This is a genomic window from Nocardioides sp. (genome assembly GCF_050699375.1).
Classification (GTDB): Bacteria; Actinomycetota; Actinomycetes; order Propionibacteriales; family Nocardioidaceae; genus Nocardioides.
Window position 1 is genome coordinate 1 of record NZ_JBOHDN010000113.1, and the last position, 12,449, is coordinate 12,449.

At 70.3% G+C, this 12,449-nt stretch carries 11 protein-coding genes; 4 read left to right on the plus strand and 7 right to left on the minus strand.

The annotated features are described in order from the left end of the window. Positions 1-143: 143 nt before the first annotated feature. The 4 genes from ACRDPS_RS08175 to ACRDPS_RS08190 form a co-directional block, all read right to left on the minus strand. The gene (locus ACRDPS_RS08175) at positions 144-1,175 is read right to left on the minus strand and encodes an SIS domain-containing protein (protein ID WP_431501130.1); all 1,032 of its coding nucleotides are present in this window, start codon (positions 1,173-1,175) and stop codon (positions 144-146) included. 4 nt (positions 1,176-1,179) lie between these two features. Further along, positions 1,180-1,407, minus strand: a complete 228-nt coding sequence (locus tag ACRDPS_RS08180) for a Trm112 family protein (RefSeq protein ID WP_431501131.1) — start codon at positions 1,405-1,407, stop codon at positions 1,180-1,182. Beyond that, positions 1,407-2,786, minus strand: a complete 1,380-nt coding sequence (locus ACRDPS_RS08185) for a phosphomannomutase/phosphoglucomutase (protein ID WP_431501132.1) — start codon at positions 2,784-2,786, stop codon at positions 1,407-1,409. The genes ACRDPS_RS08180 and ACRDPS_RS08185 overlap by 1 nt, the downstream gene beginning before the upstream one ends. A 105-nt stretch (positions 2,787-2,891) precedes the next feature. After that, positions 2,892-3,290, minus strand: coding sequence for a DUF3499 domain-containing protein (locus ACRDPS_RS08190; RefSeq protein WP_431501133.1), 399 nt, complete (start codon positions 3,288-3,290; stop codon positions 2,892-2,894). Between the two features lie 48 nt (positions 3,291-3,338). Between ACRDPS_RS08190 and ACRDPS_RS08195 the strand changes: the two genes are divergently transcribed. Continuing rightward, entirely contained in the window at positions 3,339-3,803 is a 465-nt protein-coding gene (locus ACRDPS_RS08195; protein ID WP_431501134.1) for a metallopeptidase family protein, read from the plus strand. A 30-nt stretch (positions 3,804-3,833) separates the two neighbouring features. Here ACRDPS_RS08195 and ACRDPS_RS08200 read toward each other — a convergent pair whose 3' ends face one another. The 3 genes from ACRDPS_RS08200 to ACRDPS_RS08210 all read right to left on the minus strand — a co-directional run bounded on the left by ACRDPS_RS08200 (position 3,834) and on the right by ACRDPS_RS08210 (position 9,097). Continuing rightward, positions 3,834-5,669 carry a DUF5719 family protein gene (locus ACRDPS_RS08200; protein ID WP_431501135.1) on the minus strand — a complete coding sequence of 612 codons (1,836 nt, stop codon included), beginning with the start codon at positions 5,667-5,669 and terminating at the stop codon, positions 3,834-3,836. After that, positions 5,666-8,572: a glycosyltransferase gene (locus tag ACRDPS_RS08205; RefSeq protein WP_431501136.1), complete on the minus strand. Its 2,907-nt coding sequence runs from the start codon at positions 8,570-8,572 to the stop codon at positions 5,666-5,668. Before ACRDPS_RS08205 ends, ACRDPS_RS08200 begins: the two co-directional genes overlap by 4 nt. A 270-nt stretch (positions 8,573-8,842) precedes the next feature. Further along, on the minus strand, positions 8,843-9,097 hold the full coding sequence (locus ACRDPS_RS08210) for a WhiB family transcriptional regulator (protein ID WP_008361238.1): 255 nt from the start codon (positions 9,095-9,097) through the stop codon (positions 8,843-8,845). A gap of 357 nt (positions 9,098-9,454) precedes the next feature. Here ACRDPS_RS08210 and cofD point away from each other — a divergent pair, with 357 nt between their 5' ends. Genes cofD through ACRDPS_RS08225 form a run of 3 tightly spaced genes read left to right on the plus strand, consistent with a single transcriptional unit; the run spans position 9,455 to position 12,283 of the window. Further along, positions 9,455-10,468, plus strand: coding sequence for a 2-phospho-L-lactate transferase (gene cofD / locus ACRDPS_RS08215; protein WP_431501137.1), 1,014 nt, complete (start codon positions 9,455-9,457; stop codon positions 10,466-10,468). A gap of 8 nt (positions 10,469-10,476) precedes the next feature. Then, positions 10,477-11,460: a coenzyme F420-0:L-glutamate ligase gene (locus tag ACRDPS_RS08220; RefSeq protein ID WP_431501138.1), complete on the plus strand. Its 984-nt coding sequence runs from the start codon at positions 10,477-10,479 to the stop codon at positions 11,458-11,460. A gap of 31 nt (positions 11,461-11,491) precedes the next feature. Continuing rightward, positions 11,492-12,283, plus strand: coding sequence for a DUF3105 domain-containing protein (locus ACRDPS_RS08225; protein WP_431501139.1), 792 nt, complete (start codon positions 11,492-11,494; stop codon positions 12,281-12,283). Positions 12,284-12,449 lie beyond the last annotated feature (166 nt).

Sequence of the window (12,449 nt, forward strand, 5' to 3'; positions counted from 1 at the left end):
GTCCGTCGTCAGGGTGCGTGCTGGGCAAAGGCCACTTCGTTCAGACCTCCCCGCGAAGGCATACCGGGGTCTTTCGAGCGGGGGCAACGCCGCCCAGTGCGTGCCATGGCGGCGGACCGGGGAGGAACTTGAGGCGCTGACCACTAGTAGTCAGCAACCAGACCCAGACGAAGATATTCCGCGGAGTAGGTCCCCTGGAGCAGCAAGGACGCGTAGCGGGCGACCTCCGTGGTCCCGGTCGCCTCGACGACCTCGACACGTACGCCGCGGTTGTCCGCCGCTTCGGTCAGGGACCGTCGCTGCTCGACCATGATCGGGTCGGTCGCGCCGTCGTCGAGGACGACCAGGACGGGACGTACGGACGCCTGCTCCTCGGCGAAGGGGTCATCGAAGACGTTGCGCGGTCCGGCTGCTTCCAGGACGGGCAGCAGGTCGTCCGCGTCGCCGGCGATGGCGCCGCGGCCGCTGGCGCGGCGCAGGCCCTCGGCGACGCGGCGGGCTGCGCGGGCGGCCAGGACGGAGCCGCCCCACACGACCGGGAGCGAGTCGGCCAGCGAGAGCGCCAGGATCTTGCCCGGGTTGACCGAGATGTCGCGATGCGGGGAGCAGGAGGTGGCGACGTCGTCGAGCGCGTCGGCCACCGTGTCCGCGTCGGCCTCCGGACCCAGGCCGACCGAGTTGAGATAGGTGAGCATCAGGATCGCCATCGCGAGCGTGTCACCGCCCTCGACCGGGAGCAGCGTGCTGTCGCGGCCCTCGGCGTGCTGGGCGACCAGCGACTTCTCGGGGGCGGCCACGACGAGCTGGGCACCGCGGCGCACGGCCTCGGCGGCAGCCGAGGCCTCGCCCGGGTCGGATCCGGTCGGGGCCAGCACGACCACGAGATCGAGGCTTCCTGCCCAACCCGGCAGCCCTGGCGCCGGCCAGGCGACGAACGGCACCGGGCAGAACGGTTCGAGGACCGCGCGCAGCAGGCGCGAGTCGGGGCCGGCCGCCACGACGGCGCGTGGTCGCCCGGTCTCAGCCGCACGGCGTACGGCCTCCTGCAGGGGCTCAGCGGCTCCAGCGGCCTCCCGGCGGACCCGGGCACCGGAATCGGCCAGCGAGCGCAGCAGCTGGTCGATCCCGGCCAGGGCGCGCTCGTCGTCCAGCCTCGACTCGTCGAACCAGGTCATCGGCTCACCCGTCGGTCGAGGGGGCCTTGGTGGAGCGCGCCTCGTCGATGAGCAGGACGGGGATGCCGTCGCGCACCGGGTAGGCCAGGCCGCACTCCCCCTGGCAGACCAGCTCGCCGTCCTGGTCGGGCACAGTCGCCTCGACCGGCAGCAGATCGCCGTGGCACTGCGGGCAGACGATGATCTCCAGCAGCTTCTCGCTGAGACCCAGAGGGGTCGATGCGCCGTTCATCAAGCATTGTCCTTTCGGATGATCGCGAGCGCCTCGTCGCGCACGCGCTCCATGGTGGGAACGTCCTTGCCCTCGGCGTTGAGCCGCAGCAGCGGCTCGGTGTTGGAGGCACGGACGTTGACGGTCCAGTCTGCGTGGGAGAGGGTCAGCCCGTCGAGCTTGTCGAGGGTGACGCCGTCACGGCCTGCGTACGCCTTCTCGATCTCGGCCACGCTGGCTGCCTGGTCGGGGACGGTGGAGTTGATCTCGCCGCTCATCGGGTATCGAGCGTACGCCGCCAGCAGCTCGCTCAGCGGTCGGTCCTCCTCGGCGAGCGCGCCGAGGACGTGCAGCGCGGCGAGCATGCCGGAGTCGGCTCGCCAGAAGTCACGGAAGTAGAAGTGGCCGCTGTGCTCGCCGCCGAACGCCGCCTGGGACTCGGCCATCACGGCCTTGATGTAGGAGTGGCCGACACGCGTACGCACCGGCGTGCCGCCGAGCTCGGTGACGATCTCGGGAACGGCGCGGGAGGTGATCAGGTTGTGGATGATCGTCGCGCCCGGCTCATGGACCAGGGCGCGGGCGGCGATCAGCGCGGTGATCGTGCTCGGGCTGACCACCTCACCCCGCTCGTCGACCAGGAAGCAGCGGTCGGCGTCGCCGTCGAAGGCCAGCCCGGCGTCCGCACCCGTCTCGCGGACCTTGGCCTGCAGGTCGACCAGCGTCGTCGAGTCGAGCGGGTTGGCCTCGTGGTTGGGGAAGGTGCCGTCGAGCTCGAAGTACATCGGGATCAGCTCCACCGCCTCCGTGCCCAGCCGCCCGAAGACCGCCGGCGCGGTGTGGCCGGCCATGCCGTTGCCGGCGTCGGCGACGATCGTGAGCTTGCGGCCCTTGACCGGCGCCAGGTCGAGCAGGTGGGCGGCGTACGCCTCCAGCACGTCGGTCTGGCTGATGTCGCCGGAGACGTTCGCGAGCGGCGCCTCACCGGAGATGACGAGGTCGCGGATCTCGTCGAGCCCGGTCTCGGCCCCGACCGGGACCGCGTTGGCGCGGCACAGCTTGATCCCGTTGTACTGCGCCGGGTTGTGGCTGGCGGTGAACATCGCCCCCGGCAGGCCGAGATGACCGGAGGCGAAGTAGAGCTGGTCCGTGGAGGCCAGCCCGATCAGCGTGACGTCGGCGCCGGCCTCGGTCGCACCGTCGGCGAAGGCGCCCGAGAGCGCCGGGGAGCTGGGCCGCATGTCGTGACCGACGACGACCGATCCACCACGCGCGCCGACGACGTGCACGAAGGCCCGCCCGGCGAGACGGGCGAGGTTCTCGTCGATCTGGTCAGGGACGGTGCCACGGACGTCGTACGCCTTGAAGACGGCGTTTGCGATGTCGGGGTCAACTCTCATTCCGCCGCCTCCGTAGCGCAAGCGCCAGGGTACGGAAGCGGCGGCCTGACCTCTATTGGCGCTCGCTGGCGCTCGCTCTCCGGCATGTCCGGAACTCTAGTCGTCCTACTCGGACGTCAGCACGCGGAGGTGGCCGCGGCGGGTGCCGCTCTGCCGGGGTTGGGTGTCGTTCGTCCCGGGCTCGGGCTCGGCCGGAGCGGGGGTGGCTGACGGGCCTCGGGGAGAAGGCGCCGGCGGGCGGGCGGCCTCTCGGACCGCGTCGGCCAGGGCGAGCAGGTCATCGCCCTTCGGCTGCGGGTCGACGGGCTCGCGGGCCAGCCTCACGACCTCCCATCCGCGCGGCGCGGAGAGGCGTTCGGCGTGCTCCTCGCAGAGGTCGTACGCGTGCGGTTCTGCATAGGTCGCCAACGGCCCGAGAACGGCCGTCTGGTCGGCGTACACATAGGTGAGCGTGCAGACGGCTTGACGCTGGCAGGCAGTACGCGAACAACGACGAGCGGTCACGAGTGAACCGTACTCCCCTCGCACGAGCCACGCAGTTAGGCTCGCTACATGACCGACGCACGGGGTTCGAGCGGGGCCGGGGACAACGTCCGGGACGCGGCCCGGACCCGTGACCGGCACGGCCGCGGACGACGCGGCCCGATCGCCGTCCCCACCGACCCGACGGTGCCGGTGCGGCGCACCCGCCGGGAGCGCTTCGACGACATAGCGCTCGAGATCGTCACCGAGATCGACGCCCGCTGGCAGTCGCGGCTGGGCCTGATCGAGTACGCCGTCGAGGAGTCACCGGACATCCCCAGGGACTGGACGGTCGAGGACCACATCCCGCTCGGGTCGCTCGAGCGCGGCACCGGGGCGACCCCGTCCCGGCTGGTGATCTACCGGCGGCCCATCGAGCACCGCTGCCGCACCCGCTTCGAGGTCGAGGCGATGGTGCTCATGGTCGTCGTCGAGCAGGTCGCCGACCTGCTCGGCATCGCCGCCCAGGACGTCGATCCCCGGTATCAGCCCTGACCGGTCTCGCCCGGATGCCCAGCCGAGAGATCAGCGCTCGAGCGGCAGCGGAAGGCCCGGTGCGACGCCGGCGGTGCGTACCTCTGAACGCAACGGACGGAACGGGACCACCGCGTCGCCGTCACCGCTCATCACCACGGCCGCGTGGACCTCGACACCCTCGGGCACGAGCTGGATCAGCGCGGCGTCCTCGGGCACGTCGATCTCGGCACCCTGACCGGGACCGACCTTGACGCTCTTCGCCTTCAAGGCCTTGCCCTTCGCGGTCAGCGGAACGACCTTGACCGTGCCGCTGCTCCCCTTCGTGGCGACCGGGCCGGAGATCACGACCCGCTTGGTGTCGACACTGGGGCCGGCAGGCACGACGACCGCCGTGGCCTCCGAGAGGACCTCGGTGGGCGTGGTGATCGCCACGTCGCCGTCGTCGACCGAGCGCATCGCGGTGGTGACCGGGCCGGAGGCGACGAGCTCGACGCCGTACGCATCGTCGGCGCTGTCCTTGCCGAGCAGCTTGGTCAGGTCGACCTGAGCCTGCCCGTTGGGCGGCACACTGATCTCGGGGGCGCCCTCCGGGGTGATCACGTTCTTCGGGGTGAGCAGGCGGAGCTCCGCGCTCACCTGTGCCTCGCCGGGGTTGACGACGGTCAGCGTGCGGCTCTCGGAGCTGTTGGGGTAGCCGACCAGCAGGTTGGTCTCGGCCGGCTTCGACTGGCCCGGGAAGTAGTCGTCGGACGCAGCCTGGGTCTCGAGCTGGACGGCGCGATCACGGACCATCACCCCGGCCTGGCCGCGTACGACGGTGGTGCGCAGCGACAGATCGCCCTTGCGCGGGATCATGTGCAGCAGGTCGAAGGTGCGCGTCGTGTTGCCGGGGATCGTGACGCCGCGGAGGTCCTCGGGGACGGCCACGACGCCCTTCTCGTCGAAGAGCGAGACGTCGACCGTGGCCGCACCGCTGTTGGGGTTGGTGAGCTCGAGGATCGAGTTGTGGGTGGCGCCCGCGCCGAGGCCGGGGAACCATGCCTCCGCCTGCGGAGGCAGGCAGCCGGTCGCCGCGAGCGGCTTGCTCGTCGAGCGTCCGGCGACCAGGCCCGGAGCGACCTCCTCGCCGGCCCGGACCACGACCGGTCCGGACTTGAGCGCCTTCCCCTGGGAGCCCAGCGCGGTGACCTTGCCCGACCCGGCGGTCGCCTGCGCACCCTTGCCCGCACCAGGACCGCTGAGCTCGACCGGGCCCGACCCGTCGGCGGCATTGGTGACGGCGAGCTGGTCGGCGCCGGCCTTCGCCTTGCCGGGGCAGACCACCGTGGCCGCGGTCGGGGCGCTGCTGTCGGCGGTGAGCTTCGGCTGTTCCCACTGGTGGGGCCGGTTGAGCAGGAGCGCCACCGCCATCACGGCGATCAGACCGAGCGCCACCAGAGCGGTGTTGTCGAGGCGGCGGCTGCGCTGCCTGCGTACGCGTCGCAGGATCGGCGCTGCGGCGGCAGCGGCCGCGGCCATCCGGCCGGCCTGTGCCTGCTCGGGCAGGGGCTCGCCCGCCCGCATCTCGTCCGCGGTCGGCCAAGCCTCGAACTCGGGCTGGTACTCGCCCTGATAGCCGGCCTGGTAGTCGTCCTGGTACCCACCTTGATACTCGCCCTCGTACGCCGGGTCGTAGCCGGTCTGGGCGACGATCCGTCCCGTCTCCGGACCCGGGACGTAGGGCTCCTGGGCATAGATCTGCTCGGGGGTGAAGGGCTCCGGAGCCGCCTGTCCCGGCGGCCCGGCGTAGGAGTCGGCGTAGGGATCGAGCATCCACGGCTCCTGGCCGTAGGCGTCGTCCGCCGGCTCCTGCGAGCCGTCGTAGGGATCACGCGAGTGACTCATGCCGACTCCCTCCTCTGGATCAGCGTCGGCAGACACAGGACCAGGACGACGAACAGTCCCATCCCCGCGAGGACCAACAAGATGCTGCGGATGATCGAGTACGACTCGGTCACACCCGGATCGCTCGGCTCGGAGTCGAGCAGCCAGGCGCGCGTCGAGCTCTCGACCGTGCTCGCCTGGGTCACCGAGCCGGAGGCGTCGATGCCCTCCGCGACCGCGGTGTCGGCCGGGCCGGGCATCACGATGTAGGCGACGCCCTGGGCGGACAGGTCACCGATCACCGCGTCGTCGGGGTCGGCCGCCAGGCGGCGTACGACTCCGGTGAGGTCCTGGGAGCCACCGGCGACCTGCGCGATCTCGTCCTCACCGAGAGTGATGCCGTCGTTGCGCAGGACCGCGTAGCGGATCCCCTCGTCGACCGAGCCGCGCAGCACGAGGACGCCGTCCTCGGGCCCGAGAGTGGTCGAGGTCGGATCGAGCATGTAGGACGGGACGCCGATGTGGCCCAGGGCCCGGGTGTTGTCCGTGAGCTCACCGCCGCCGCCGTAGACGAACCAGCCGAGGCTGCCGATCGCTCCGACCGCGGCGACCGCGGCCGCTGCGCCGACCATGACCTTGCGTACGCCGCGTAGCCCGTCGAGGATCGCTCCCTGGACCCCCAGCACCGCTGCGACCACCGCGAGTCCCTGGATGGCGACCAGTGGGAAGCCCCATCCGACCCGGGCGATGCCGGCGTCGAGATGGATCGGGATCCAGGAGAGGAGCATCGTGACCACCGCGGTCGCGACCGCCCCGATCCAGCAGACCAGGACCGGGATGCGGGTGCGGCTCGGGATCAGCGCGAGCACCGCGAGCAGCGGCAGCGCCAGGCCCAGCCACCACGGCGCACCGAGGTCGGCGCCGTCGAACCCGGTCAGCCTGCCCACGAGCAGGTCGAACCCGCCGGCTGCCGGCGCCGGCATCCGGCCCGGGTCGAGCAGCAGCCCGGCCCATCCGCCGGAGAAGATCAGCGGCAGCCACCACGGGAGCAGCAGCGCGACCGGAGTCGCGATGGCCGCAGCCGGTGGGCCCCACTGGTCGCGATCGCGAAGGACCGCGGGCATCAGCTTGCGGATCGTGATGAAGATGACGGCCGCGAAGACGGCCGCGACGAGGAACGCCATCGGCGCGAACGCGGTGATGACCGTCAGCAGGAGCCCCGTACGCCACCCGGCACGCCAGCGGCGGTCGGCGACCGGGTCGCTGAACCCGAGCCCCGCGTGGGCGAGCCAGGGCAGCATCGCGCCGACGACGACCGGACCGATCCGGCCATCGCCGAAGGCGCCGCTGACGTAGGGAACGAGGGCGTACGCCGTCGACCCCCACAGCAGCAGCCAACGAGGGGCACCGAGGTGGCTGATCAGCCGGCCGGCCACCCGCAGCAGCCGCCACGCGCCGCCGAGGGCGACGGGGAAGCTGAGCAGCATGACACCGGTGACCGCCAGGCTCGGGTTGCCGCCGAGGATCGTCGCCAGCACCGCCAGCGGGAAGACGTGGGGCGGCGCCGGGACGCCGGTGCCCTGCGAGATGGCGTGCCACGACTCGAACTGGAGCTGCCACCAGTCTCCGGCGCCCTGGGGCGTCGGGCCGAGGCCGCTGCCGGCGACCCCGCCGAGCGCTGCGCGAGCGCCGACCACGCCGAGGATGCCGACGATGACCAGGAGAACGGCGACGGGGTTGGTGAACAGGCGCACGAGCAGCCCGGACTCGGCCGGGATCTCGTCCTCGTCCAGCTGGTCCCGCTCGGCCTGGCGCTTGGCCGCGAACGAGGCCGGGTCGGCGTCGGCCTGCGCCATCTGGCGGCGCTCGGCGATGTCTGAGGCCTGCAGGGTGACCGCGGTGGCCACGTCGGAGACGAAGTCGAGCCCGTGTCGATAGGGCAGCCACGGCGGCGGCAGCAGCGCCTTGACCTCGTCCTTGTTGGCATGCGCCTGCTTCCGGCGACGCCCCTTGGCCACCATGATCTGGCCGGTGTGGCCGTAGATCCAACCCAGCGCGGCCAGGTCGTCGAGCGCCGCCCCGGGATCGCGCACGAGGACGAAGCCGAGCATCCGCCACAGGGTCTGGAAGAAGAACCTGATCAACCAGAGCGGCAAGGTCCCCGGCCGGCCGTTGACCAGCAGCGTGTAGAGCGCCGCCCGTCGCTCCTGATAGTGGATCCGGCGTCCGGTCAGCTGCGTCTTGCGTACGCCGCGGTGGGCCGCCTCCACGTGGAAGACGACCGCGTCCGGGACGGCGATGGTCGTGAAGCCGGCGTTGGCGGCCCGCCAGCCCAGGTCCATGTCGGTGCCGAGGACGGGGAGGTGCTTGTCGAAGCCGCCCAGGTATTCGAGGACCTCACGGCGGATCAGCATGCCGGCGGTGTTGACGGCCAGGACTCGGCGTACGTCATCGTGCTGGCCCTGGTCGTACTCGCCGCGCTCCAGGCCGGTCTCCCGGTTTCCGGTGACCGAGATCGAGACGCCGAGCTCGAGCATCCGGCGCAGCGAGGGCCACTCACGGATCTTCGGGCCGAGGATGTCGGCCTCCGGGTATTCCTCGGCGGCGTTGAGCAGCGTCGCGAGCGCGTGCGGGTCGGGGGTGGAGTCGTCGTGGAGGAACCAGATCCACTCCGGCGGCTGCGCCGCCTGGTGCAGGATGGCGAGCGCCTCGTTGGCCGCGTCCGCGAACGTCGTCGACGCCGGGAGCTTGACCACCTGGGCGAAGGTCTCCTCCAGGATCTCGACCGACCTGTCGGTCGAGCCTGTGTCGATCGTGACGGCAAAGCTCACCGGGGCCTGCTGGTTCCGGATTCCGTCGATGACGGTCGGAAGCCAGCCGGCGCCGTTATGGGAGACGAGGACGAGGGCGACCGACGCTTGCACGATCGGCAACCCTAGTGCCCAACTGGTGATAGGCCGAATGGACCTGTCGGGTGATCGGGAGACGCCCCGGCAGGTATTGATTGCGCGGATCCCGACACGCGGCCCCTTGATCTCGACACGCGGTCACGGCCTCGCAAGCTCGGCCGCGCGCTCGCTCGATCTCGTCTCCGTCTCGCCACCGCTCGGCCCTCGCGGTGACGAGGTCGCTTGAAAGATCAGCAGGCCCGGACCGTGAGGTCCGGGCCTTGCTGGCTCGTGCTTGGTATTGCCTCAGACAGCGCGCTTCTTCAGCTTGCGGCGCTCTCGCTCGGAGAGTCCACCCCAGATCCCGAAACGCTCGTCGTTGCCCAGAGCGGACTCAAGGCAGTCCTGGCGCACCTCGCAGGTCTGGCAGACCTTCTTGGCCTCCCGAGTCGATCCACCCTTCTCAGGGAAGAACGCCTCCGGATCCGTCTGCGCGCACAAGGCACGCTCCTGCCAGCCCCCTTCGTCGGTGTCCGGCTCGAGGAGAAACAGCTCTCTCATCGTCTTTCCGACCTTTCGACCCTATTCAGCTTATTTTCGGGACCGTGACCCAATCCTGCTGGGCCAGTCACCTCACGCCATCGGCAGGTAACCGATCCCCCCGTTTTTTGGGAGCTTCCCCACAGGTCCGGCTTGTGGCCGTTCCTCTGGTTCAACGCCCTGCTCGAATCCGCCCGAGATTCTTTCGGCGACGTCTCCACCACGTTCGGTCCCCGGTTCAGTTTCGAATAACACTGATGAAATTACATGCCTGTCGGTGCCACAAGTCAACCCTCAAATCTGCTAAGGCCGCTTTAACACAGGTGGTAAAGACCGGCTGAGGCAGGGGTGCTGGCCCTCGTCTGAGAGGCTAGGGCCATGCGCGACATCACCGTTCTCTCCGGCGGCCATGGTGGCTCGAAGTTCATCTCCGGGCTTCTCCACGGCATCTCCACCGGTCGCATCCCAGGCATTGGGGAAGATGCCCGGGTCACCGTGATCGCCAACACTGCTGACGACCTGTGGATGCACGGTGTCAAGGTCTGCCCCGACCTCGACACGGTGATGTACACCCTTGGCAATGGATTCGACCACGAGCGCGGCTGGGGCCGCAAGGCCGAGACCTGGTCGATCAAGGAGGAGCTGGAGGCCTACGACGTCCCCGGCACCTGGTTCGGGCTCGGCGACCGGGACATCGCGACCCATCTCGTACGCACCCAGATGCTCGAGGCCGGATACCCGTTGTCGCAGGTCACCACGGCATTGTCCGAGCGCTGGCTGCGGCCCGTTTGGGACGACCGGGTGCGGCTGCTGCCGATGACCGACGACCGCGTCGAGACCCATGTGGCGGTCAAGGACAACGAGTCACCCAGTGGACTCTCTGTCGTCCATTTCCAGGAGTACTGGGTCCGTCTGCGCGCCGGCGTACCCGTCGAGAAGCTGATCTTCGTGGGCCAGGACGAGTCGAAACCCGGCCCCGGAGTGATGGACGCGCTGCTCGAGTCGGACCTCGTGATCGTGCCCCCGTCCAACCCGGTCGTCTCGATCGGGACCATCCTCGGAGTGCCCGGGATCCGGGAGGGCATCGTGGCCACCTCGGCGCCCGTCGTGGGGATCTCACCGATCATCGGTGGGCATCACGTCCGGGGCATGGCGGAGCAGATGCTGGCCGCCATCGGAGTCGACGCAACTGCTGCCGGAGTCGGTCTGCATTATGGGACGCGAGGCTCCGGAGGAGTGCTCGACGGCTGGTTGGTCGACGCCGAGGACGCCGCCGCGGTCGAGCCGCTGCGTACATCGGGGCTCGAGGCGGCGGCGGTGCCGCTGTGGATGTCGAGCGACGACGCGACCGCCGACATCGCCGCCGCGGCGGTCGAGCTGGTCACCCGATGAGCGGCCCGATGACCCGATCGGCGATCACCGTCACGGCCCCCGAGGGCGTACCCGAGGTCCGCAAGGGCGACGACCTCGCCGCACTGCTGCTCGCCGCCCTCGAGTCCGAGGGCCTGCAGGATGGGGCGCTGCGGGACGGGGACATCGTCGTGGTCACCAGCAAGGTCGTGAGCAAGGCGGAGGGGAACGTACGGGAGGGGACCCGTGAGGATGCTCTCCCGGGCGAGACCGTCCGCGTCGTCGCCCGGCGCGGCCCGACCCAGATCGTGCGCGGCCGCCTCGGGCTGACGATGGCCGCCGCCGGGATCGATGCCTCGAACGTCGAGGCCGGCTACATCGTGCTGCTCCCGCTGGACCCCGACGCCTCCGCACGCGCGCTGCGGGCGACGTTCCGCGACCGCACCGGCACGAACGTCGGCGTGGTCATCACCGACACCGCCGGCCGTGCCTGGCGCGACGGGCAGACCGACATCGCCATCGGCGCCGCCGGGCTGGACGTGCTGGAGAGCTTCGCGGGCCAGATCGATGCGTACGGCAACGATCTCGTCGTCACCGCTCCCGCTGTCGTCGACGAGATCGCCTCGGCCGCCGAGATCTCCCAGGGCAAGCTGGGAGCCCGTCCGTTCGCGGTCGTACGCGGCCGGGCCGACCTCGTCCGCGAGCCCGGCGACGACGGTCCCGGGGCGGGCGCGCTCATCCGCCCCGAGGGATCGGACTTCTTCGGCTTCGGCGCCCGGGAGGCGGTCGTCCGCGCTCTCAAGGGCGCCGCCGAGGACCAGACACCGTTCGGTGCTCCCGCGAGCATCGAGGAGCTCTCCGCGGCCGTCGCGGAGGTGACCGGGACCGCACCCATCGCGCATGAGGGCGGGCTCCTGGTGGACGGCGCCGACCCCGCGGTGATCGCCGCGCTGGCCTTCGCGCACGGCTGGCGATGCGATCACGAGGACACGAATCGCGGGGCAACTTCCCTATCGCTACCCATGACCACCTAGAATCTGCGCGTCCCGACCAAAGACCCGAGGTATGCCGACAGTGGCAAACAAGTCGCTCAACAAAGACCGCCGTGCAGTCATCGACAACATTCGCAAGAAGCAGGGCCGCTCCGAGCGTGCCCGCGGCGCGGCGATCGTCGGTGTCTGTATCGCCATCGCCCTGCTGATCGTGGGTGCTGCCGCGTGGGGCCCGATCACCGACTTCTTCAAGTCCAGCAAGTACGACGACGTCGCGCTGCAGGACGTCGGCAAGAGCACCAAGGCCGCCGGCTGCCAGAAGGTCATCGAGACGAAGGCCGACGGCAACCAGAACCACATCGCGACCGGCACGGAGCAGACCTACACCACCGCTCCCCCGGCGTTCGGCCCGCACTGGAACGAGGCCAACGTCGCCCCGGCCGACATGTCGCGCAAGTTCTACTCCGCCGGGGACCGCCCCGACCTCGAGGCGCTGGTGCACAACCTCGAGCACGGCTACACGATCGTCTGGTACGACAAGACCGTCTCCGAGGACGAGCTGAACCTGCTGCGCGTGATCGGCGACAAGTTCGCCGGCACCTCCAACTTCCGCTACAAGTTCATCGCCGCCCCGTGGACCGCCGCCGACGCCAAGGAGACCGCGGTCGCCGGTGACAAGAAGACCGAGTTCCCCTCGGGCACCCACATCGCCCTGACCCACTGGTACGCCGACCCGGCCAACCCGACCGAGGCGTCCACCCAGAAGGGCGTCTTCCAGTACTGCGAGGGCGTCTCCGGCGAGGCGATCAAGGACTTCATGACCACCTACCCCTACACCAACACCCCGGAGCCTCAGGCCATGTGACCTGGTCCTTCAGGACGTACGACGGCCGCCTTCCCTATCGGGGAGGCGGCCGTTCTCATGCCGAGAAGTCACTTCTGCAGGCCGAGAGGTCGGGAAGGTCAATCGGTCTAAGCAACGTGGATTCAGGCTGCTGAGGCTAGCAAGTGGGCCATGCGTTGTGCTGGGG

Excerpts from the sequence above, each read along its gene's own strand:
- ACRDPS_RS08175 (WP_431501130.1), bottom strand. The coding sequence starts at position 1,175 with ATGACCTGGTTCGACGAGTCGAGGCTGGACGACGAGCGCGCCCTGGCC.
- ACRDPS_RS08180 (WP_431501131.1), bottom strand. The coding sequence starts at position 1,407 with ATGAACGGCGCATCGACCCCTCTGGGTCTCAGCGAGAAGCTGCTGGAG.
- ACRDPS_RS08185 (WP_431501132.1), bottom strand. The coding sequence starts at position 2,786 with ATGAGAGTTGACCCCGACATCGCAAACGCCGTCTTCAAGGCGTACGAC.
- ACRDPS_RS08195 (WP_431501134.1), top strand. The coding sequence starts at position 3,339 with ATGACCGACGCACGGGGTTCGAGCGGGGCCGGGGACAACGTCCGGGAC.
- ACRDPS_RS08200 (WP_431501135.1), bottom strand. The coding sequence starts at position 5,669 with ATGAGTCACTCGCGTGATCCCTACGACGGCTCGCAGGAGCCGGCGGAC.
- ACRDPS_RS08210 (WP_008361238.1), bottom strand. The coding sequence starts at position 9,097 with ATGAGAGAGCTGTTTCTCCTCGAGCCGGACACCGACGAAGGGGGCTGG.
- cofD (WP_431501137.1), top strand. The coding sequence starts at position 9,455 with ATGCGCGACATCACCGTTCTCTCCGGCGGCCATGGTGGCTCGAAGTTC.
- ACRDPS_RS08220 (WP_431501138.1), top strand. The coding sequence starts at position 10,477 with ATGACCCGATCGGCGATCACCGTCACGGCCCCCGAGGGCGTACCCGAG.
- ACRDPS_RS08225 (WP_431501139.1), top strand. The coding sequence starts at position 11,492 with ATGCCGACAGTGGCAAACAAGTCGCTCAACAAAGACCGCCGTGCAGTC.